Below are 19,824 nucleotides of genomic sequence, written 5' to 3'. Positions count from 1 at the left end.
GCGGAGTCTCGCACACGCCTCGGGCACCGGGGGCGTCAGCAGTACAGGTTGCCGCCCGGGGCGACCCCGAGGATCTGCGTGAACCGCTGGTAGGCGCTGACGCGGCTCTGCACCTGCGCCGGGTTCTTGCCGTCGCATTCCAGGGAGCCGTTGATGCTGCGGATCGTCTGTCCGAAGCCGGCCTGGTTGACCATGGCGTTGTGGGGGGTCATGGTGCCGGGGCCGCTCTGGGTGTTCCAGTACCACAGGCCGGTCTTCCAGGCGACGGCCGCCTCGTTCTGCACCCGCCAGGGGTTGCCCAGGAGGTCGATGCCGAGGGCGTCGCCCGCGGCCTTGTAGTTGAAGTTCCAGCTGAGCTGGATGGGGCCGCGGCCGTAGTAGGCGGCCTGGCCCGCGGGGCAGCCGTACGGCTGGTTCCAGTCGCAGTAGTGGGGGTAGTTGGCCTGGTTCTGCTCGACGATGTGGACCAGGCCGCCGGTCTCGTGGTTGACGTTGGCGAGGAAGGCTGCCGCCTCCTGCTTCTTCACCGTGTCGCTGCCGGTGTTGGCGAAGCCGGGGTAGGCGCTGAGGGCGGCGGTGAGGCCGCTGTACGTGTAGAACGAATTCCGGTTCGGGAACATCTGGTTGAACTGCGACTCGCTCACTACGAACCCGGCGGCGGACGCGCTCGGGGCGGGCTGGAGCAGCAGTGCGGCGGTTCCCAGCGCGAGTGAGGACAGCAGTGCGGCCATGCGGCGCCTCGACACAGGATCAACTCCTTTGCGGAGCACGGCCGCACCCGGACAAGGGCAGGGCGAAGCAGAGCCTTGCGCGCACGCGCCGACCAGGTCGGCCACGGCGTGGGGGCGGCCGTGGTGGGGGGTGTGGAGACACACTCAACCGCTTTGGTCTGCACCAGTCAATGGTACGGACCAATCAACTCGGGTGATCGGCCGAGGGAGTTGATGAGTGGCCCATCCGACTGATCGGCCGGCAGGCCACGACCGGCGGCACCAGCGGACTGACCGACATTCAGGGCTTCTTCGCCTACGCCCTCGACGACCCGGCCAACCGGCGGAGGGGTACTTCATCATCGCCGCCACTCACGCCGACCAGCGGCACGATCCGCCTGGACGGCGAGGACATCACCCGCCGCAAGCCGCACGAACGGGTCGCGCGCGGCACGGCGTACGCCCCGAGGGCCAGCAGTCGTTCCCGCACCTGTCCCCGCCGAGAACCTCCAGCTCGTCGCGGACGCGCGCAGGCGCGGCACGGAGACGGTCGGCGAGGGGCTGAACCTCTTCCCGGCGCTGCGGGCTCCGTCCAACCGCGGCGCGGGGCTGCTCTCCAGCGGTCGACGACAGCAACTCGCCATTGCCCGCGCCCTGGTGACGGAGTCTCGGCTGCTGTTCCTCGACGAGCCGACCGAGGGCATCCTGCCCGTCGGTGGTCGCCGAGATCGAGGAGACGATCCTCGCGCCGGCCGCGCGGAGCGGGCTCTCGGTGCTGGTGGTCGAGCAGCACGTCGGGGGCGCGACGCCGGGGGGCCAAGCAGTAGTACGTCCTGGCAGCCGGGCGGGTCACGTCCTTCGGTGAGGGCGGCGCGGAGGCCGAGGTGCGGTGCGGTGGGGGTTCAGCGTGTGAGGTCGCGGCGCCGGCGTTCGAGCCAGGCGCGCTCTGCCGGGCTCCCGGTGCGGGCGAGCGCGGCGTCGTAGGCCCGCACCGCCTCCACGTCCCGGCCCAGACGCCGCAGCAGGTCGGCGCGGACCGCGTGGAAGACGTGGTAGCCGTCCAGGTCGAGGGCGTCCACGAGGTCGAGGGCCACTCGCGCGCCCTCGACCTCGGCCACGGCCACCGCCCGGTTCAGGGCGACGACGGGGCTGGGGGCCAGCGCCATCAGCTGGTCGTACAGCTGGAGGACCTGGCCCCAGTCCGTGGCCTCGAAGGTGGGCGCGTCGCTGTGCACGGCCTGAACGGCGGCCTGGATCTGGTACGGCCCCGGCTGGTTCCGGCGCAGGCATCGCCGTACGAGGTCCTGCCCTTCCGCGACGAGGTCGCGGTCCCAGCGCTCCCGGTCCTGCTCGGGCAGCGGCACGAGCGCCCCGTCGGCGTCCTCCCGGGCGGGCCGACGGGACTCGACGAGGAGCATCAGCGCGAGCAGGCCGGTGACCTCGGGCTCGTCCGGCATCAGCTCGGACAGCAGCCGACCCAGCCGTACGGCTTCCGCGCACAGGTCGGGCGAGCCGCCGTACCCCTCGTTGAAGATCAGGTAGACGACGGCGAGGACGCCGTTCAGCCGGTCCGGGAGGTCGGCGTCACGGGGTACGCGATACGGGATGCGCGCGTCGCGGATCTTCGCCTTGGCCCGCACCAGACGCTGGGCCATGGTCGGCTCGGGCACGAGGAAGGCGCGGGCGATCCGGGCGGTGGACAGTCCCCCGAGGAGACGCAGGGTGAGGGCGACCCGGGCCTGGGGGGCGAGGGCGGGGTGACAGCAGGTGAAGATGAGCCGGAGCCGTTCGTCGCGCACGGGGCCCTCCTCGGGCGGTGCGTCGGGGGCGTGCAGCAGGGCGGCCTCGGCGTGCCGTTCGTCCCTCCGGGCCTCGCGGCGCAGCCGGTCGATCGCCCGGTTCCGGGCGGTCGTGATGATCCACCCGGCCGGGCTCGGCGGCACACCGGTCTGCGGCCAGCGCCGCACGGCCGTGGTGAAGGCGTCCTGGACCGCTTCCTCGGCGAGGTCGATGTCGCCGAGGAAGCGGACGAGGACGGCGACCGCGCGGCCGTACTCGGCGCGGAAGACGTCCTCGATGGCCGGGTCCGTCATCAGTCCCCGGCCTCGCCCATGAACGGCCGCACCTCGATGGGAAGCGTGGTCGCCAGCGCCGCCTTGCGCCCCCAGCCGAGGGCCGCGTCCAGGTCGGGCGCCTTGATCAGGCAGATCCCGCCGAGCATCTCCTTGCCCTCGGCGTACGGGCCGTCGGTGATCAGGACGTCGCCGTCGCGGGGCCGCAGCACGGTGGACGACTCCGGTCCGTGCAGTCCCCCGGCGAAGACCCAGGCACCGGCCTGCCTCAGCTCCTGGTGGAAGACGTCGAGGTCCTTGCCGATCTCGGCGAGCACCTCCGGCGGGGGCAGCTCGTCACCGACGGGCTGCATCACGCTGAGCAGGTAGTACTTCATGACGGCCTCCTTGACTCGTCGGAGCATCCCTCTGTGGCGCTCTCTCACCTCCTACACGAACGGCACGCCCTCGGATCGACACCCCGCAGGCCGGCATCGGAGGGATTCGCGGACGGCGACCGCGCCTACATCGTCATGAACCCGACGAGCTCTACACATAAAGAAGAAATAAGCGCAGAATATGAACTAGGCGGCGCTAACCGCATACCGCACCAGACGCGGTCAGGCCTGCAAGTCAAAGGAGACGAGTCATGGCCAACGTGCAGCCCACCAGAGGCGACATATCCGCCCACCCCGACGTATCCGAAATGCAGGCACGCTACGACCGCATGCTCGGCGGTCGTGACGTGGCGCTCGTGGACGGACCGGTGTTCCTGCTCGGTCTGTACTGTGCGGTGTCCCCCTGGATACTCCACTACACGACCAGCCAGCCTCCGCTCGTGACCCACAACCTGATCGTGGGCATCGCGATCGGCCTGCTGGCCCTCGGGTTCACCCGGGCCCCGGAGCGCATGTACGGCCTCAGCTGGGCCTGCAGCGCGATGGGTGTCTGGATGATCATCGCGCCGTGGATCGTCGGCGACAGCCCGGACGCCGGTGTCGTCGTCAACAACATCATCATCGGCGCGCTGGCCGTGATACTGGGGCTGATCTGCGCCGGTACGGCGGCCAAGAGCACCACCAGGTCGTGAGGCTCACCGGAGAGGAAGCCATGACGGCCGGTCCGCACCCGCGGACCGGCCCTTCTCTCGCCCTCCGCGGACCGCCCTTCTCCCGTCCCCGCGAAGCCGCCCCGTTCAACGAGCCGGCATCAGCCACGGCTCCTGCGGCAGCACATGGCCCGTCTCCAGGAGCGACTTGAGGTTGGACAGCACCGCCGGCCAGCCGGACGACACGTCGGCACGCGCACTCTCGTCCGGGAGGTCCTCGTGGGTCACGGTGAGGCGGACGATCTCGGCGTGCCGCTGGATGTCGAAGGTGACCCGGGAGTACTTGTCCTCCTGCCCCTCCTCGTCCGGGGCCGCCCAGGTGGTGACCAGGCGGCTCGGGCGCTCGCTCTCCACGACGGTGCCGACGACGTCGGCGACGCCGGAGCCGTCCGTCCGCACGTGTTCCCAGCGGGATCCGGGCCGCCAGTCCGAGATGTTGCTGTGGCCCCAGTAGGCGGCGGTCAGGTCCGCGTCGGTGAGCGCGTCCCACACCTTCTCGGGCGTGCTCTCGATGTAGGTGACGTACACGAAGGTGGGCTTGTCGTTCATGGCTTCCTCGGCTCGTCGTTTCACGGCGCCGAGCACGCGCAGGCGCGGGCGCTCGAACTTGTCGATCCACCGCTCCTGGATCTCCTGGAGCGGGACCGGATTGAGGTAGTGCAGCTTCTCCCGCCCCCGCCGCACCGTACCGACCAGGTTGGCGGCCTCCAGGACGGCCAGATGCTGGGTCACCGACTGGCGCGTCATGTCGATACGCGCGCACAGCTCCCCCAAGGTCTGCCCGTTGTCCTCGTGCAGCCGGTCCAGGAGCCGTCTGCGCGTGTCGTCGGCCAGCGCCTTGAAGACCTTGTCCATCCCCGGATCGCTCTCTGATCGCACACTCAACGTTATGCAGGCAATTACCTGCATGTCAATCGAGGCGCCCGAGGACGGCCTCCAGCTCGCGCCGGTGTTCCGCCACCCAGGCGTAAGCGCTGCGCACCTCGTCCGCGGCCCCTCGCTCCCGCAGCGCCACCATGGCCGGTTCACCACGCTCCGCGCCGGCCTCGACACCCCTCCAGCAGCGGTCCTGCCACCAAAGGATCACGTCGACGATGCCCTCACCGCCGCCACCCGGCCCGTACGCGTCACAGACGAGCGCGATGCGCCGGGCCGCTTCGGACACATCGGTGATGCGGGGTCCCAGATCCAGGTACTGCCAGCACACGTGCGCGAGGTCGTGGACGCGCTCGCCGGGCGCGGCGAGGTCCCAGTCGATGAAGGCGGTGGGCCGCCACTCGGCGCCGTCCACCGCGTACACCGTGTTCTTCGGGGCGAGGTCGTTGTGGCATACGACGTCCCGGCCGGCCGCCAAGGGCGTTCCGTGCGTCAAGTCATGGAAGCGGCGGACGAGTTGAGCCACGCGCACGAGCCCCGCGTCGGTGCACGCCACTGCCCTCTCCCAGGGAGTGACGGCCGCCCGGCCCTCGAGGTACCCGAACACCTCCCGGCCCCGCTCATCCATCCCGAGGTGGCGCGGCGCCCCGTCCCAGCCACGGCTCTCGAAGAAGGCGAGCAACTCCCGCACATACCCGGAGCGTTCGTGCGCGCTACGCCGTACGGTCGCCCCCACCCGCACTACCTCGTTGACGGCCCCGCCGCCGAGCTCCCACTCCGCCATCCACGCCTCCACCCATCAGCACCGGCCCGAGCCAAAACCCACTGGCACAGGATGCCCGCGCACGGGCACCCTGCCCGCATGGATCACGCGGAAGTACTGCTCATCGGAGGACGGGCCGGGGTCGGCAAAACCACGGTGGGCTGGGAGGTCTCGGCTCGGCTGCGGGCCGCGCAGGTCGCGCACGCGGTGATCGACGGCGACTTCATGGGCTCCGTCCATCCGGCGCCGGCCGGGGACGCGCGCCGGGCCGCCATCACGGAGCGGAACCTGGCCGCCGTGTGGGCGAACTACGCCGACCTCGGACACCGGCGCCTCGTCTACACGAACACCGTCAGCGTGCTCGACGAGGCGGCGCCCATGTTCCGCCGGGCCATGGGTGACGGCGTACGGCTCGTACGGGTGCTGCTCACCGCCACCGACGAGACGGCCGAACAGCGGCTGGCCGGGCGCGAGCTCGGCTCCGAGCTGGAGCACGAGGTGAGGGGCAGCGCCCGCAAGGCCCGGCTCCTGGACGAGCGGGCACCGGCGGACGTGGTGCGCGTGGCGACCGACGGCCGTTCGGTGATCGACATCGCCGCGGAGGTGGTGGCCGCCACCGGGTGGGGCACCACTGGTTGAAGCGGAACGGACTGTCCCTCCCTCCAGGGGGAACTCGCCTTACCGCGGGGGACAGGAGGAAGAGGGGCGAAATGGAGATCTCGGGCATCATCAGTGCCATCGTGATCGGCATCATCATTGGTGTGCTGGGGCGGCTCGTGGTGCCGGGCCGTCAGCGCATCGGGGTCCTGTGGACCATCCTCGTCGGCATCGTGGCCGCGCTGCTCGGCTCCGCACTCGCGGCCGGCCTCGACGTGGCCGACACCGACGGCGTCGACTGGATCGAGTGGCTCATCCAGATCGGCCTCGCCGCACTGGGCGTCGCCGCACTGGACCGGACGAAGGCGCGCCGCTGACGCAGAACGCGGACAGCCGGACGCATTGAGACGCGAAGACTCATAAAGAGAAGCGAAGACACGCAGAGACAGGGGCACACACGGAAGGCGGCACACGCGCAGACACGCAGCCGCGAAGGGACGGCGCGCCGACGGCATGCGGCGCGCCGTTCACGTGAGTGCCGCGGCCCGCATCGCGGCGAGGCCGTCGCGGGTCGCAGGGTGGGCAGGCGTCCAGCCGAGTTCCCGCTCCGCCTTCGCGGTGGACACCCGCAGCGTCGTCGACATCACCGTGTGCGCGTAGGACATGGGCCGCATCAGCCACAGCGGCACCGTCAGCGGTTTCGGCAGCCCGAACTCCTCGGCCACGCACCGGACATGGGCCCCGAAGCCCATCGGGGTGCGGTCGGCGATGTTGTACGCCTGGCCGGGGCGCCCGCGCTCGACGGCGGCGACCACCGCTCGGGCCGCGTCGGTGAGGTCGATCCAGGGCAGGACCCGGCCGTGATCGGCGGGCACGGGAAGCTGCCGCTTGCGGAGCATGGGCAGGAGGGCGTCGGTGCCGGCGGGGCCGTAGAACAGGCCGAAGCGCAGCGCGATGCCCTCCAACCCGGCGGTGCCGAAGGTGAGTTGTTCCTTGATGCGCATCGCCGCGATATGCCCCTCCAGCTCCGGGGAGCGGCCGCGCGGACCGAAGGGGTCGTCCTCGACGAGCACACGGTCGCCGTGGTCGCCGTACCCGTATCCGAAGACCATCGACTCCGCCACGAAGCGCCGGGCGCCGGTGGCCTGCGCGGCCTCGATCAGATGGACGGTGCCGTCGGTGCGCAGCGCGTTGGTGGCGTGCATGTCACGGTGGCGCATGGGCGGCTTGCGCAGCGCGGTCGCGGCGTGGATCACGGTGTCGAAGTGGTGGCCGTCGACGGCACGCAGCAGGGCGTCGCGGTTCGTCAGGTCGGCCTGGAGATCGTTGCGTCCGCCACGGCCGAGGCCGGTGACCTTGTGGCCCGCCTGGGTCAGGGCACGGGTGATGTGCCTGCCCAGGACGCCGCCGGCGCCCGCCAGGAGGATGCTCCGGCCGCGGCCGCTGTCGTTGCTCTGGTTCGTCGTCATGACCTTGCGACGGATCGAACGGGCGCGGATGTGACATCAGGTGGGTGTGACATGCCGACGGATGCGATCTGCCGGGAAATGTGACATTCCGGCCGGGTGACGCTCCGGCGAGGTGACCACTCGGCGTGATCGGCCCGCTGTGTCCCTACGGCGTGTACACGTACGGCGTCGTCGTGGTCAGCGGTTGAAAGCCGAGCCGTTCCAGAATGGGCCGGCTCGTGCTCATGGCGTCGACCTGGAGGTACCGGTATCCGCGGTCCACGGCGGCGCGTGCCCGGTGTGCGACCAGCGCGCGGTAGATGCCCCGGCCCCGCCAGGCCTCGACGGTCCCGCCGCCCCACAGCCCGGCGAACCGCGCCCCCGGCACGAGCTCCATCCGGGCCGCGCTCACCGGAGTGTCACCGGCCAGCGCGACCACCGCGACCACGGTGTCCGGATCGTCCGTGAGCTGGGCGAGCAGCTGGTGGCGGAGCCGGGAGCCGTCGGTGCCGAAGGCCTTCGCGTGTACCTCCGCGACGAGGTCGACGCCCGCCCGGTCGGTCACGGTGACTACGCGGATGCCTTCCGGCGGCTCCGCGTCCAGGTCCAGGTCGGCGGCCTCGCCGATCATCAGCGTCTCCTCGGGCCCGGACGTGAACCCGGCGGCCCTGAGCCGCTGACCGAGGTCGGCCGGGCGGTCATGACCGTAGACCTTCCACTCGAACTCGTGCCCGAGCTCGGAGAAGTGGGCGATCTGTGCGGCGATCGCCTCGTCGGCGCTCGCCTCGTCGAGGTCGGACCACACGACGCCGTTCCAGCCGAGTGCGGACGACACCTGGCGGATCACCCCGCCGGCCCTCTCGACCAGCGCGTCGGGACCGTCCGGCCGCGCGCCTTCACGCATGTCCCGGTCGAAGAGGGCGAGCACTGCGGCATGATCCATGGGGTCACTCCAGCACCCGGCCGCCGTCACGGCAACGCCTTTTCGACCCGACCGCACGCAGGCCGGGCGGCTGTAGGGTGCGCCGGGCAAGCCTCATCGCGAGGAGGACCGCAAGTCATGGTCGTGAAGTCATGGTCGTGAAGGACGACGAACTGCCGTACCTGCGCCGCTGCCTCGCGCTCGCGGTCCAGGCGCTGGAGGCCGGGGACGAGCCGTTCGGTTCGGTGCTGGTGGGGGCGGACGGCGTCGTGCTCGCCGAGGACCACAACCGGGTGGCCTCGGGCGACCGCACCCGGCACCCCGAGTTCGAGCTGGCGCGCTGGTCCGCCGCCCACATGACGCCCGAGGAGCGGGCGGCCGCCACGGTGTACACCTCCGGCGAGCACTGCCCGATGTGCGCGGCCGCGCATGCGTGGGTGGGCCTGGGGCGCATCGTGTACGTCGCCTCGTCGGAGCAACTGGCCGGGTGGCTGGGCGAGTTGGGGGTACCCGCCCCGCCCGTGCGGACCCTTGCGGTCCAGGAGGTCGCGCCCGGCGTGGTCGTGGACGGCCCGGTGCCCGAGCTGACGGACGACATCCGCGCACTGCACTTCCGCTTCCACCGGCGAACGGGCTGACGGGCCGGCGTTCACGAGAGCGGGACGCCGCAGCGGTGTGGGTGCTAGCCGAGTTCCAGGGTGGTGACGCCGAAGACGCGTTCCTCGGCGTACGGCCGCACCGGGCCCGTGTACATGCGTGCCGTCTCGAAAGAGGGGGTGAATCCGGCCTCCTCGGCGAGAGCCACGGCCGCCGCGTTGGGCTCGGGCACGTCGATGGCGACCTCGCGGCCGGCCACGTCGGCGGTCAGGGCGGCGAACACGGCTCGCGCGTCCTCGGCGGTGTCGGCGAAGAGCGGTCCGATACGCGGGCAGTCGTGGCCGGGGCGGATCACGCCGTAGCCGGTGACGCGGTCGCCGCTGCGGCGGACCACGGCGTGGTGTCCGCTGCCGGTGAGCCAGTGGGCGAGGAAGCGGGGACGGTCGGCGGGGGTGCAGGTGCCGTCGTACGCGGTGATGTCCGCGAGGTCCTCGGACCGTACGGCCCGCACATCCGCCGGCACCTCCAAGGCGGGCGCGGTTCCGGTGAACCGGGCTGTGCGGTGGGCGAGTTCGAAGCCGGAGCGGCGGTAGTTGTCCTGCTGGGCGACGACGCCGTCGAGTCCGATCGTGCGGCTTCCGGCGTGCGCCAGCGCGGTCTTCCAGGTGGTGAGGCCGTGGCCGCGGCCGCGCAGGTCGGGGCGGACCAGGTAGCAGCCGAGGAAGGCGTAGTCCGTGCCGTAGTTGACGACCGAGATCGCCGAGACGGGCTCGCCGGCGATCCGGCCGAGGAAGAAGCCGTCGGGGTCCTGGGCGAAGAAGGCCGGTCCGTCGGCGAGCCCCGGGTTCCAGCTCTCGTCGGCGGCCCATCCGCTGATGACCGGCCAGTCGTCGAGGCCGGCACGGGTGACGACGAGGTCTTCGGGGGCCGAAGAGGCCATGGGTGCGCTCCAATCCTTGGGGGCTTCGTATGCGCACGGTGAGCGACCGCGCACGCAGCATCCTTGCGGATCGTCCGGGAGGGCGCCACGGCGTGATCAAGCCGTTGACGGGTTCCAAAGGGCCCTGACCGTCCGGGTGTTCGGAACCTCGGCACGACGAAGGCCCCACCGCTCGGCAGTCCGGTGGGGCCTTCCGTGCCGCGTGCGAGACGCGGGGTCAGCGCACCGCCTGGGGACGGAAACGCCGGTACAGGATGGCGCCGCTCAGGACGAGAACCGTGCCGCCCGCCACGGCGGCGAGGGTCTGGTCCGCTCCCGTGTGGGCGAGGGCGGCCTCGGGTCCGTCCGGAACGAACGCGGACGGCACCGGACGCGGCTGGTGCCGGGTCGGCGGTACGGACGGCTTCGGCGTCGGCTTCGCGGTGTGCGCGGGCCGGTCGCCGGGAGTGTTCACGGACTCGTTGCCGGTCGCCGGGTTGCCGACGCCGACCACGTTCACCGTGTTGCCGCTGACGTTCACCGGGAGGTGGACCGGCAGTTGGATGGTGTTGCCGGACGCGACGCCCGGCGAATCCTTTCCGCGTCCCTCGGCCGAAGCTCCGCCGTTCGACGCGGTGCCCTTCTTGCCCCCACCGCCCTCGTTGGCGCAGCTGTTGCCCACGGCGGGGTTGAGCAGCCCCACCACGTTCACGGTGTTGCCGCACACGTTCACCGGGACGTGCACCGGGAGCTGGATGGTGTTGCCGGAGATCAGCCCGGGTGAGTCGGCCGCGGCGCCGTTCGCCGCGGAGTCGGCATACGCCGGCATCGTCACAGCCATCGCGCCGGTGGCGGCGAAGGCGATCACACCGTTTCGGGTAACCCGTCTCATAGGTTCCCTGCCTTCCAGACATGGTCGCGAGCACTCGCCCGCACCGGATAAAACGCCGATGAACCATTCGAGTTATGGCTTATCGGTCTTTCACCCCATCGAGCGGCATGGTTGTCGAACTGAGTGATGACTCCCCGTTCATCCGACTTGTGGTGCCGGGCATGCGCCCCGGCAAGCCGCCCCGCCGAGGGCGCCGCCTTCGACCACGCGCCCGCCGCGCCGCCGATGGCGGGAGGACTCACCGCATCACCGACGTCCGCGGGGCCGAAGTCACCGCGTCCACGCCTCGGGGCCGCCGCCACGCCACTCGATCAGCCTGGACCGCCGTACGTACTCCTCGTCGGCGTCCTCGATCCCCGCCCGGCGCAGGAACTCGGCGACGTCCAGCAGCCCGTACGCCATGCCGAGGAAGTGGTCACCGGCGCGGACCCGCCGACCGCCGTCCTCGGCGGGCGGGTAGATCGCGATGGGCTGATCGCCGTCCATGGCACCAGGGTGCGGCCTGCGTCGGCCGCTCGCATGCGGGGCTGCTGCGCCCGCCCGCGGGCGGGCGCGCCCCGCCGGGCTCGCTCCGGTCCGCCCGAAGCCGGTGCCGTCGGTGCAGGGTGTCCCGCTCGTCCGGAGGCGTGCGTTCCGGGGCCCCCTTATCGTGATCGAGGACGCCGTATCCCGGTCCGCGACGGGCGTCCCTGGAGGCATTGATGCTGGCCAAGCTGTCAACGCGGCCCTCGCTGCGGCGCTGCGCGGTCACCGGCGCTGTCGGACTGGTCCTGCTCGGCACGGGGCTGCCGACGGCCACGGACGGTGCCGAGCCCGACCTCACCCGCTTCTACCGGCAGAAGGTCACCTGGGCCAAGTGCCCGGGCGAGGGCCTGCCGAAGGATCTGCAGTGCGGCAAGGTCACCGTCCCCCTCGACTACGCCCGCCCCCGGGCGGGGACGCTGGATCTGGCGCTCGCCCGTTACCGGGCCACGGGCAAGAAGCAGGGCTCGGTGCTGCTCAACTTCGGCGGGCCGGGCGGCGCCGGTATCCCCGAGTTCGCCGCCGGCGGCAAGGACTTCATGGAGCTGACGGACGGCTACGACATCGTGACCTTCGATCCGCGTGGCGTCGGCAGGTCCTCGCCGGTCAGCTGCGGGGACGGCGAGGAGGACATCTCCGTGGCGGACGACGGCACGGAGATCGGCCGCGATCCGCAAGCCGTCCTCAAGCACTTGAGGAAGGCGGCCGACGCGTGCGCCCGGCACTCCGGGCCCGTGCTCCCCCATATCGGCACGGTCAACGTCTCGCGCGACATGGACGTGATGCGCCAGACCCTCGGCGACAAGAAGCTCAACTACCTCGGCTTCTCCTACGGAACGCGGCTGGGCGCGGTGTACGCCGCCCAATTCCCCGAGAAGGTCGGCCGATTGGTGCTCGACGGGGTGGACACGCTGACCGAACCGCTGACCGAGCAGGGGGTGGCAGGCGCCAAGGGGCAGCAGCAGGCGCTGGAGGAGTTCATCAACTGGTGTGTGAAGGACATCGCCTGTCCGTTCGGGCAGGATCCGCGCGAGGCCCGCAAGCAGGTCGTACGACTCGTCGACTCGCTGGACGAGGACCCGGTGCCGTCGGCGTTCGGTGAGCCGTTCACCGGGCAGGACCTGGTCGGCGCCATCGGACAGGCGCTCTACAGCGAAGAGTTGTGGCCCTCCCTGGAGCGGGCCCTCGCCTCGCTGGTCGAGGACGGCGACACGCACGCCATCGAGACCTTCGCCACCGGCGGGGCCGCACCCACGGCCCGGGAGAAGACCGATGGGACCGAGGAGACCCAGGACCCCGAGGGCGGTCTCGTCGACGAGGAGGAGATCCCGCTCGACAACCTCCCCGCGGCACTGATGGCGATCAACTGCGCGGACGATCCGGACCGCCCGACGGACGAGCAGATCATCGGCGATCTCGACCGGCTGCGCGCCGAGTACGAGCAGGCGTCACCGGTCTTCGGCGCGTACCGGCTCACGGGGGTGCTGATGTGCTACGGCCGCCCCAAGGGCACGGACTTCATCCGCGACGACGTCAAGGACGTACGTACGCCGAAGATGCTGCTCGTGGGCACCCGCGGCGACCCTGCGACGCCGTACCGCTGGACCCTGGAGACGGCGAAGCGACTCGGCCCCTCGGCCGTGGTCCTGGACAACAAGGGCAGCGGTCACACCGGGTACGCCTCCTCCAAGTGCGTGCACCGCAAGGTCGACACCTTCCTGCTGTACGGCACGCTGCCGGCCGACGGCAGCTCCTGCGGGCCGGAGGACGACGCGGAGTAGGCACGTGAGGGCGAGGGGATTGCCCCTAATGCCCGATCGGTGAATCGGCCCTATCGTGCTGTTATGGAGCACGCACTCAGTCCCACGACCCTCATCGAGCTGCGGCGCCCGCGCCCCTATCCGGCCGTGTCCGTGCTGACGCCCACGCATCGCCGAGAGCCCTATCGGGCCCAGGACCAGGTCCGGCTGCGCAATGTCGTGGCCGAGGCCAAGAAACAGCTGGAGGCCGATCCCTCGGTCACCCGCGAGCGACGGGCGGATGTCGAGCGACAGCTCGACCAGGCCCTCGCGGAGGTCGACCTCACGTACGCCGAGGACGGCCTGGTGATCTTCGCCGCCCCGGGCGAGCACCAGGTGTGGTCACTCGCCCGCACGGTGCCCGAGCGCGTGGTGCTCTCGGACACCTTCCTCACCCGCAACCTCGTCTCCGCGGAGGCCGCCGAGCGGCCGTTCTGGGTGCTCTCGGTCTCCCCCGACCGTGTCACGCTGTGGACCGGAAGCCCGGACCGCGTCACCGAGGCCCGTATCGGCGGCTTCCCGCTGACCAGGCGTTTCGACAACTTCGACGCCGAGCGCCAGGAGCGGATCGGCGACATGCCGAGCACGTTCCGCGACGAGGGCACCCGCCATTTCCTCAAGGACGCGGACTCCGCCATGAGCGCGATCCTCCGGGACAACCCGCGGCCGCTGTACGTCACCGGTGAGCAGGCGGCGCTGTCCCTGCTGGACGAGATCGGCGGCGTCGCCAAGGACGCGGTGCACGTCCCGCACGGCGGGCTCGCGCACGGCACGCACGAGGCGGTGTGGCAGGCGATCCGTCCGCTGGTCACCGCCGAGGACCGCAGGACCGCCGCCGCCGTGGCGCGGGAACTCGAATCGGCCCGTGGCCGCAAGGCGTTCGCGGCCGGTGTCGACGAGGTCTGGCGCAGCGCCCGCGAAGGCCGGATCCGGTTGCTGGCCGTCGAGGAGAACTACCGGGTGACGGTGCGCGGCGAGGACGGCGACCATCTCATCCCGGCCGAGAGCGGCGACCTCGACGCCCGCGAGGACATCGTGGACGAGATCGTCGAGCAGTGCCTGGAGACCGGCGCCGAGGTCCGTTTCGTACCGGACGGCATGCTGAGCGACGCCCAGGGGATCGCCGGGGTGCTGCGGTACTGACGCCGGGGCGATGAGGAGGCACAGCGGCGGCGGCCCGGTGACCTCCTCATCCGCCCGCCTACCTCACACGCCGCCGAAGAGCGAGCTCAGGCCGCGCTCCACGACCGCCCCGAGGTCCTCCTCACCGGTCGCGACCACCGCGTACGTGCGCAGCAGGAAGCGGTGCAGGGCGGAGGTGTCGAACTGGAGCAGCGCCATGCCGTACGGCGAGTGCAGCTCCACGACCGTGCGCTCCTGGCCGCACGGCCAGATGTGCACGTCACCGTCCCCGGCCGGCCCGCGCAGGCCCGCCTCCAGCAGGCTCCGGGCGAAGGTCCAGGTGGCCCCCTGGCCATCGAGGGAGACCTCGCCCGGGAAGTCCATGTGCACCGCCAGCGGGTCCGTGGAGGCGTACCGCAGCCTGGCGGGAACAGGGAGTTCGCGCTCCTCGCCGGTGATGAGACGGGCGCGGGCGGGCTGCTCGATGGCGATGTCCATGGGCGGTCTCCCCTGCGGGTCGGAGGTAGGACGGTTTTTGCCGCTGTGCTTTTACGACCCCCCAGACGCCGTTTGCATTACGCCGGAGCGCACATCATTTATGTGACCTGCATCACGCCCGAAGAACGCATCGCCCCGATCGGCGACCACTCCCGCCCCACCCCTAGAACATCCGACCGTCGAACACCCGATTGAGCGACGCACAATCGCCTCGACAGGACGTCAAATCGCGTACGCAGCCTACGACTTGACCCCCTTGGTGACCTACGGCAATCGCATGGCACGAGCCCGCCGTGAAGACTCTGGCATATGCCAGACGCACCACCGTATCGGGTGTTGCCAAATCCCTTACAGGGCGTGGCGGGCTGTGCAACAGTCGTAATGGTCCTTCCGTCAGCCTTGGTCGTACCGTCCTCGCATCGGAGTGCGTCATGCCGCCCCATCTCTCTGCGGACCGCCCCGCCGCTCAGCCGCCCGGACGCGGCTCGGTCGAAGCGCTCATATCGCAGACGCGGCGGCTCAAGGGCGACGTCGACGCCGTACGCCGGGACACCCGCAGCGACGACGGCTCGGACCCGCAGGAGCGGTGGCAGCGGGCGCTGTACGACCTCGCCCTGCACCAGCTCAACGACCTCGACGAGCACCTGGCGCAACTGCGGGACGGCCCGGCCCCGGTGGCCGCGGCTCCCGCGGCCACGTCCGACGCCGCGCCGCCCGCTCCCGCGCGTGACTCGCTGCTGAGCCGGGTGGGCAGCGCGGAGTGGAACCTGCTGACGGACGAGGCCAGTTGGTCCGGCGAGCTCTACCAGATCCTGGGCCGTGACCCCGCCACTGCGCCGCTCACCCTCGACGAGCTGCCGTCCCTGGTGCTCGACGAGGACCGTCCGAAACTGACGGCGATGGTCACGAACTGCCTCGTCGACGCCAAGCCCATCGACGGCGAGTTCCGCGTCGTACGGCCGGACGGCGAGGTCCGCACCCTGCACATGATGGGCGAGCCCGTGCTCGACGCCGACGGCAGCACCGCCTCCATGTGGGCCGTACTGCGGGACGTCAGCGAACTGCGCCTGAGCCAGCGGGCGGTGAGCGAGACCCGTGACTCGCTCCAACGCCGGCAGCACCAGGCGCAGACCGAGCACCGGCTCGCGGTCGAGCTGCAGGAGGCCGTGCTGCCACCGTGGCGCGGCTCCCTGCGGCTCCCGCACCGGGGTCCGAAGACCCTGGACCTCGCGGCGCACCGGCTGCCGTCGTCGACGAGTGCGATGATCGGCGGCGACTGGTACGACGCCCTCGAACTGGCCGACGGCGAAACGCTGTTGAGCATCGGCGACCTCACCGGGCACGGCGTCGCCGTGGCCTCGGGCATGGCGACGCTGCTGGGCGCCGTACGCGGCATGGCCATGGCGGGCACCCAGCCCGGACAGCTGATGTCCTTGCTGAACCAGTTACTCGACGCCACCGTCCAGCCGGCCCTCGGCAGCGCCGTCTGCTGCCGCTACCGGCCCGCCACCCGCACCCTGACCTGGGCGCAGGCCGGACACCCCGCCCCGCTGCTGTTCCGCGGCGGGACGGGGCGCAGGCTGCACGCGCCGGACGGCGTCCTGCTCGGCGCCACCTCGGGTGCCGTCTACGCACAGGCCGAAGAGACCCTCGAGGTGGGCGATCTGCTCCTGCTGCACACGGACGGACTGGTGCCGGGGCACAGCGGAGCGGGCGTGAACCGTCTCCTCGACCTGGCCCCCCGCTTCGGCGGGGTACACAGCGCACAGGACTGCGTACGGCTGGTCGTGGAGGAGTTCGGCGAGAGCGAGCGCGAGGACCATGCCTGTGTGCTCGTGGCCAGGGTGACGTCCTAGTACTTCCGCGTGTCGGTCGGGCGCACAGTCCCCCTATGCCTGTGCGCTGTTGCCACCGCCCGACTTCCTCGGCTTGGGCAGTGCCGACCGGATCTCCTCACGCAGTTCGTTGATCCTCGGGTAGGTGGAGTACTCGGCGGTGAGCCGGTACATCTGGCGCAGCCGGTCCCAGGTGCGGCCGGATGAGTTCGAGCCCATCGCCATCAGGGCCAGCCGCGCGTACCGGTCGGCCTGTTCAGGGTCGTCCGCGATGAAACAGGCGGACGCCATGGACAGGTTGTCGAAGATCCTTGAGCGTTCCTGTGCGTCGACGCGCAGCGCCAGGGCCTTCTCCGCGTAGTGCTGGGCGTGCGCGGCCGCGCCCGGCTCGAACTCCGCCAGCGTCCGGTAGGACAGAGCCTGCATGCCGTACAGGTCCGCCTCGTTGAACAACTGCATCCAGCTCGGTGGCGGCACGTCGCTCTTGTCGGAGACGAAGAGGTCCTCCGCCTGTCCCAGGGTGCGGCGCATGGCCTGGCCCTTGCCCATGGACGCCTGTGCCCAGGCCTCGATGGTGTGGAACATGGCCTTGGTGCGCGGCAGCACCTCGTCGCCGGAGCCGGACTGGGCGAGCTTCATCAGGTCGAGTGCGTCGTCGGGCCGGCCGAGGTGCACCATCTGGCGAGCCGCTCGGGAGAGCGCCTCCCCGGCGCGGGGCCGGTCGCCGCCTTCTCTGGCCGCGTGGGCGGCGATGACGAAGTACTTCTGGGCCGTGGGTTCCAGGCCGACGTCGTGCGACATCCAGCCCGCGAGGACGGCGAGGTTGGCGGCGACGCCCCACAGGCGCCGCTGCAGATGTTCGGGGTGTCGGTAGGCGAGCATGCCGCCCACCTCGTTGAGTTGGCCTACGACTGCCTTGCGCTGGAGCCCGCCGCCGCGGGCCGCGTCCCAGGCCCGGAACACCTCGACCGAGCGTTCCAGTTCCTCGATCTCCTGCGACCCGATCGGGGCCGCCTCGTACCGGTCGAACCCGGCGGGGTCGACGTGCAACGGGTCGTCGAACTGGGGGGCGTCGGCCTTGAGGGCCGGGTCGGTGTGCAGCCAGTCGTGCATGGCGCTGCTGAGTGCGGATCCCGCGGCGAGCGCGGCACCCGCGCCCACCAAGCCGCGTCGGTTGAGCATGAGGTCCATTCCCGTGAATTCGGTGAGGACCGCAGCCGTCCGCTCGGGCGCCCACGGCACACCGTCGGGATGCTCCACACTCCCGGCGTCCTGCCGTTTCCCCGCACGCCCGTGCCGGACCAGACCGAGGTCCTCGATGGTCACGACACGGCCGAGACGCTCGGTGAACAGGGCCGCCAGCACCCGCGGCACGGGATCGCGCGGGATCTCTCCCATGTCGATCCACCGCCGCACCCGCGAGGTGTCGGTCGCCAGCTGGGGGTGGCCCATGGCCGCCGCCTGCCGGTTGACCAGCCTCGCGAGTTCGCCCTTGGACCAGCCGGCCAGGCCGAACAGGTCCGCCAGGCGGGTGTTGGGTTCTCCGCTCACGTCAAGCCCCCAGGTTCTCGGCTGAGTTGACAGTAGCCCGGTGAGAGTTGCCCCGGGACTATTCGCCAGGGTTCGCCAGGGTGCGCCAGATGGTGTGCCACTGGTCATCGGGTGTCAGGTAGGAACGCGCCACCCCGACCCGGTCGCCCTCCAGCTACGGCTGGTGCATTCCCCAGGGTGTACCCGGGCGGCCGGCTCGGGCGGCGCTTTGACTTCGCAGGCACACGAAGGGATCTGTCTCTCCCATGTACGCAGCATCATCCTCCGTGTCCGCCCCGCCCAGGCCGCTGCGCCCCCGTCCGGCGGGCGGCGGCCCCTACCTCGACCCCGCGCGGCCGGCGGTCCCCCCCGTACTCGGTCCGGGCCGGCCGCGGCGTCCCGCGGGGCTCGGCAACCAACCGCTCAGCGGGAGACTCGACTTGTCCGGCCCCCAGGGCGCCCAGCTGCGCACGGCGATCGCGTCGGTGCACCGGATCTGCCCGGAGTTCGCTCCGGTGCAGGTGCTGCGCCGCAATGGGCGGTCCGTGCTCCTGGTCGGCACGACCGGACGCAGCACGGCCGTCGCCAAGTGTCTACTCGACCACTCGCCGGCGTGGGCCGAGCGGATCCGGCACGAAATAGCGGCATACCGCTCGTTCGTCCGGCACCGCCCACCGGTGCGCGTGCCGAGACTGATCGCAGCGGATCCGGACAACTGCACACTCGTCATCGAGCGGATGCCGGGCCGGGTGGCGGCACTGCAGCGGCACCCGTTGGAGGCGCCGCCGCGTGCGGACATCAGGGCGGCACTCGGAGCGATCTGCCGGCTCAACGCATGGCGGCCACCGGCGGGCACGTTCGACGCGCCGCTGGACTACGCGACCCGGATCTCCCGGTACCACGAGCTGGGGCTGCTCACCGACCGGGACATGGGCGATCTGCAGAAGCTGCTGCACGGCATCGCGGCGACCGCGGGCCGGCAGGGCATGGGCCAGTTCTGCCACGGCGACGCACTGCTCTCGAACATCCTGCTCTCACCGGCCGGTCCAGTGCTGGTGGACTGGGAGCACGCGGGCTGGTACCTGCCGGGCTACGACCTGGCGACGCTGTGGTCGGTGCTCGGGGACGCACCGGCGGCCCGTCGGCAGATCAGCCAGATCGCGCAGTCGGCGGGCCCGGCCTCACGGGACGCGTTCCTGGTGAACCTGATGCTCGTGCTGACCCGGGAGATCCGTACCTATGAGACGGCCGTGCAGCGTTCGATGCACGACGCTCCGACCCCGGCGGCACCGGGAGTGGCCCACCCGGGTGCTGCGCCGTCCGGCGAGGAACAGCGGCTTCTGCTGAGGCGGCTGCACGACGACTGCCAGCTGGCCCGGCGGGCCGTGCGCGCGGCGGTCGGCACTCGCTGACGGGGACGACGGTCCGCGGTGCGCCCTCGACAGCGGCGCACCGCGGACCGTCGTGTGTACGGCCACGAAGTCCTCCTCCGTACGACCGCGCAAAGCTCACCCGTGCGGCCGTGAACAGCACCTTTGGTGTACGCCACGGACGCCCCGCAGGTCCGCAGGCCGCCGCCGCGAAACTCCCGGGACCCTCGATTTGCAGGGGTATCCCCCTGCCGGTCGGCATGAT

General features: G+C 71.2%; 20 protein-coding genes and 1 pseudogene. 9 read left to right on the top strand and 12 right to left on the bottom strand.

Features of this window, described 5'->3' with window-relative positions; translation table 11 throughout:
* Positions 1-35 precede the first annotated feature (35 nt).
* Positions 36-746 carry a chitinase gene (locus ACIREI_RS40775; RefSeq protein WP_403344542.1) on the bottom strand — a complete coding sequence of 237 codons (711 nt, stop codon included), beginning with the start codon at positions 744-746 and terminating at the stop codon, positions 36-38.
* 335 nt (positions 747-1,081) lie between these two features.
* On the opposite strand from ACIREI_RS40775, the pseudogene ACIREI_RS40770 reads away from it, so the two are divergent.
* Positions 1,082-1,594, top strand: a pseudogene (locus ACIREI_RS40770) (ATP-binding cassette domain-containing protein); the annotation flags it as partial.
* Between the two features lie 18 nt (positions 1,595-1,612).
* Here the strand turns inward: ACIREI_RS40770 and ACIREI_RS40765 are convergent.
* Together ACIREI_RS40765 and ACIREI_RS40760 are read right to left on the bottom strand one after the other, a co-directional pair.
* A complete protein-coding gene (locus ACIREI_RS40765; protein ID WP_403344539.1) occupies positions 1,613-2,803 on the bottom strand; it encodes an RNA polymerase sigma factor in 1,191 nt (396 codons plus the stop codon).
* The gene (locus ACIREI_RS40760) at positions 2,803-3,159 is read right to left on the bottom strand and encodes a YciI family protein (RefSeq protein ID WP_403344536.1); all 357 of its coding nucleotides are present in this window, start codon (positions 3,157-3,159) and stop codon (positions 2,803-2,805) included. Before ACIREI_RS40760 ends, ACIREI_RS40765 begins: the two co-directional genes overlap by 1 nt.
* Before the next feature lie 251 nt (positions 3,160-3,410).
* Between ACIREI_RS40760 and ACIREI_RS40755 the strand changes: the two genes are divergently transcribed.
* Positions 3,411-3,851: an SPW repeat protein gene (locus ACIREI_RS40755; RefSeq protein WP_403344534.1), complete on the top strand. Its 441-nt coding sequence runs from the start codon at positions 3,411-3,413 to the stop codon at positions 3,849-3,851.
* 105 nt (positions 3,852-3,956) lie between these two features.
* On the opposite strand, the gene ACIREI_RS40750 is transcribed toward ACIREI_RS40755, so the two are convergent.
* Together ACIREI_RS40750 and ACIREI_RS40745 are read right to left on the bottom strand one after the other, a co-directional pair.
* The gene (locus ACIREI_RS40750; protein ID WP_403344736.1) at positions 3,957-4,724 is read right to left on the bottom strand and encodes an ArsR/SmtB family transcription factor; all 768 of its coding nucleotides are present in this window, start codon (positions 4,722-4,724) and stop codon (positions 3,957-3,959) included.
* Between the two features lie 55 nt (positions 4,725-4,779).
* A complete protein-coding gene (locus tag ACIREI_RS40745) occupies positions 4,780-5,529 on the bottom strand; it encodes a phosphotransferase (protein ID WP_403344531.1) in 750 nt (249 codons plus the stop codon).
* A gap of 78 nt (positions 5,530-5,607) precedes the next feature.
* Here ACIREI_RS40745 and ACIREI_RS40740 point away from each other — a divergent pair, with 78 nt between their 5' ends.
* Positions 5,608-6,147 (top strand): AAA family ATPase, encoded by a 540-nt coding sequence (locus tag ACIREI_RS40740; RefSeq protein WP_403344528.1) that lies wholly within the window; start codon positions 5,608-5,610, stop codon positions 6,145-6,147.
* Positions 6,148-6,218: 71 nt separating this feature from the next.
* Positions 6,219-6,482 carry a hypothetical protein gene (locus ACIREI_RS40735; RefSeq protein ID WP_062697420.1) on the top strand — a complete coding sequence of 88 codons (264 nt, stop codon included), beginning with the start codon at positions 6,219-6,221 and terminating at the stop codon, positions 6,480-6,482.
* A 150-nt stretch (positions 6,483-6,632) separates the two neighbouring features.
* Here the strand turns inward: ACIREI_RS40735 and ACIREI_RS40730 are convergent, their stop codons facing one another.
* Both ACIREI_RS40730 and ACIREI_RS40725 read right to left on the bottom strand, forming a co-directional pair.
* Positions 6,633-7,574: an NAD-dependent epimerase/dehydratase family protein gene (locus ACIREI_RS40730; protein WP_403344525.1), complete on the bottom strand. Its 942-nt coding sequence runs from the start codon at positions 7,572-7,574 to the stop codon at positions 6,633-6,635.
* Positions 7,575-7,719: 145 nt separating this feature from the next.
* Positions 7,720-8,496, bottom strand: a complete 777-nt coding sequence (locus tag ACIREI_RS40725) for a GNAT family N-acetyltransferase (RefSeq protein WP_403344522.1) — start codon at positions 8,494-8,496, stop codon at positions 7,720-7,722.
* A 131-nt stretch (positions 8,497-8,627) separates the two neighbouring features.
* Here ACIREI_RS40725 and ACIREI_RS40720 point away from each other — a divergent pair, with 131 nt between their 5' ends.
* Positions 8,628-9,113, top strand: coding sequence for a nucleoside deaminase (locus tag ACIREI_RS40720; protein WP_403344520.1), 486 nt, complete (start codon positions 8,628-8,630; stop codon positions 9,111-9,113).
* A gap of 44 nt (positions 9,114-9,157) precedes the next feature.
* Here the strand turns inward: ACIREI_RS40720 and ACIREI_RS40715 are convergent, their stop codons facing one another.
* The 3 genes from ACIREI_RS40715 to ACIREI_RS40705 all read right to left on the bottom strand — a co-directional run bounded on the left by ACIREI_RS40715 (position 9,158) and on the right by ACIREI_RS40705 (position 11,369).
* A complete protein-coding gene (locus ACIREI_RS40715) occupies positions 9,158-10,012 on the bottom strand; it encodes a GNAT family N-acetyltransferase (RefSeq protein ID WP_403344517.1) in 855 nt (284 codons plus the stop codon).
* Between the two features lie 217 nt (positions 10,013-10,229).
* Positions 10,230-10,883, bottom strand: a complete 654-nt coding sequence (locus ACIREI_RS40710; protein ID WP_403344514.1) for a chaplin family protein — start codon at positions 10,881-10,883, stop codon at positions 10,230-10,232.
* Positions 10,884-11,153: 270 nt separating this feature from the next.
* A complete protein-coding gene (locus tag ACIREI_RS40705; protein WP_403344511.1) occupies positions 11,154-11,369 on the bottom strand; it encodes a hypothetical protein in 216 nt (71 codons plus the stop codon).
* 215 nt (positions 11,370-11,584) lie between these two features.
* Between ACIREI_RS40705 and ACIREI_RS40700 the strand changes: the two genes are divergently transcribed.
* Positions 11,585-13,186, top strand: coding sequence for an alpha/beta hydrolase (locus ACIREI_RS40700; protein WP_403344508.1), 1,602 nt, complete (start codon positions 11,585-11,587; stop codon positions 13,184-13,186).
* Between the two features lie 63 nt (positions 13,187-13,249).
* A complete protein-coding gene (locus ACIREI_RS40695; RefSeq protein WP_403344505.1) occupies positions 13,250-14,347 on the top strand; it encodes a chemotaxis protein in 1,098 nt (365 codons plus the stop codon).
* Between the two features lie 63 nt (positions 14,348-14,410).
* Here ACIREI_RS40695 and ACIREI_RS40690 read toward each other — a convergent pair whose 3' ends face one another.
* Positions 14,411-14,824 carry an SsgA family sporulation/cell division regulator gene (locus tag ACIREI_RS40690; RefSeq protein ID WP_403344503.1) on the bottom strand — a complete coding sequence of 138 codons (414 nt, stop codon included), beginning with the start codon at positions 14,822-14,824 and terminating at the stop codon, positions 14,411-14,413.
* Positions 14,825-15,255: 431 nt separating this feature from the next.
* Between ACIREI_RS40690 and ACIREI_RS40685 the strand changes: the two genes are divergently transcribed.
* The gene (locus ACIREI_RS40685) at positions 15,256-16,680 is read left to right on the top strand and encodes a PP2C family protein-serine/threonine phosphatase (protein WP_403344500.1); all 1,425 of its coding nucleotides are present in this window, start codon (positions 15,256-15,258) and stop codon (positions 16,678-16,680) included.
* A gap of 33 nt (positions 16,681-16,713) precedes the next feature.
* On the opposite strand, the gene ACIREI_RS40680 is transcribed toward ACIREI_RS40685, so the two are convergent.
* A complete protein-coding gene (locus tag ACIREI_RS40680) occupies positions 16,714-18,210 on the bottom strand; it encodes a hypothetical protein (protein WP_403344498.1) in 1,497 nt (498 codons plus the stop codon).
* Positions 18,211-18,455: 245 nt separating this feature from the next.
* On the opposite strand from ACIREI_RS40680, the gene ACIREI_RS40675 reads away from it, so the two are divergent.
* Positions 18,456-19,601: an aminoglycoside phosphotransferase family protein gene (locus tag ACIREI_RS40675; RefSeq protein ID WP_403344495.1), complete on the top strand. Its 1,146-nt coding sequence runs from the start codon at positions 18,456-18,458 to the stop codon at positions 19,599-19,601.
* The last annotated feature ends 223 nt before the right edge of the window (positions 19,602-19,824 follow it).

This window comes from Streptomyces sp. NPDC093591, from assembly GCF_044764885.1.
In the GTDB taxonomy this organism is placed as follows: domain Bacteria; phylum Actinomycetota; class Actinomycetes; order Streptomycetales; family Streptomycetaceae; genus Streptomyces.
This window is presented reverse-complemented; position numbering and strand designations above follow the sequence as displayed.

Bases quoted from the DNA above. Each gene is read 5' to 3' on its own strand.
- ACIREI_RS40765 (WP_403344539.1), bottom strand. From the start codon at position 2,803: ATGACGGACCCGGCCATCGAGGACGTCTTCCGCGCCGAGTACGGCCGC.
- ACIREI_RS40760 (WP_403344536.1), bottom strand. From the start codon at position 3,159: ATGAAGTACTACCTGCTCAGCGTGATGCAGCCCGTCGGTGACGAGCTG.
- ACIREI_RS40755 (WP_403344534.1), top strand. From the start codon at position 3,411: ATGGCCAACGTGCAGCCCACCAGAGGCGACATATCCGCCCACCCCGAC.
- ACIREI_RS40750 (WP_403344736.1), bottom strand. From the start codon at position 4,724: ATGGACAAGGTCTTCAAGGCGCTGGCCGACGACACGCGCAGACGGCTC.
- ACIREI_RS40745 (WP_403344531.1), bottom strand. From the start codon at position 5,529: ATGGCGGAGTGGGAGCTCGGCGGCGGGGCCGTCAACGAGGTAGTGCGG.
- ACIREI_RS40740 (WP_403344528.1), top strand. From the start codon at position 5,608: ATGGATCACGCGGAAGTACTGCTCATCGGAGGACGGGCCGGGGTCGGC.
- ACIREI_RS40735 (WP_062697420.1), top strand. From the start codon at position 6,219: ATGGAGATCTCGGGCATCATCAGTGCCATCGTGATCGGCATCATCATT.
- ACIREI_RS40730 (WP_403344525.1), bottom strand. From the start codon at position 7,574: ATGACGACGAACCAGAGCAACGACAGCGGCCGCGGCCGGAGCATCCTC.
- ACIREI_RS40725 (WP_403344522.1), bottom strand. From the start codon at position 8,496: ATGGATCATGCCGCAGTGCTCGCCCTCTTCGACCGGGACATGCGTGAA.
- ACIREI_RS40720 (WP_403344520.1), top strand. From the start codon at position 8,628: ATGGTCGTGAAGGACGACGAACTGCCGTACCTGCGCCGCTGCCTCGCG.
- ACIREI_RS40715 (WP_403344517.1), bottom strand. From the start codon at position 10,012: ATGGCCTCTTCGGCCCCCGAAGACCTCGTCGTCACCCGTGCCGGCCTC.
- ACIREI_RS40710 (WP_403344514.1), bottom strand. From the start codon at position 10,883: ATGAGACGGGTTACCCGAAACGGTGTGATCGCCTTCGCCGCCACCGGC.
- ACIREI_RS40705 (WP_403344511.1), bottom strand. From the start codon at position 11,369: ATGGACGGCGATCAGCCCATCGCGATCTACCCGCCCGCCGAGGACGGC.
- ACIREI_RS40700 (WP_403344508.1), top strand. From the start codon at position 11,585: ATGCTGGCCAAGCTGTCAACGCGGCCCTCGCTGCGGCGCTGCGCGGTC.
- ACIREI_RS40695 (WP_403344505.1), top strand. From the start codon at position 13,250: ATGGAGCACGCACTCAGTCCCACGACCCTCATCGAGCTGCGGCGCCCG.
- ACIREI_RS40690 (WP_403344503.1), bottom strand. From the start codon at position 14,824: ATGGACATCGCCATCGAGCAGCCCGCCCGCGCCCGTCTCATCACCGGC.
- ACIREI_RS40685 (WP_403344500.1), top strand. From the start codon at position 15,256: ATGCCGCCCCATCTCTCTGCGGACCGCCCCGCCGCTCAGCCGCCCGGA.
- ACIREI_RS40675 (WP_403344495.1), top strand. From the start codon at position 18,456: ATGTACGCAGCATCATCCTCCGTGTCCGCCCCGCCCAGGCCGCTGCGC.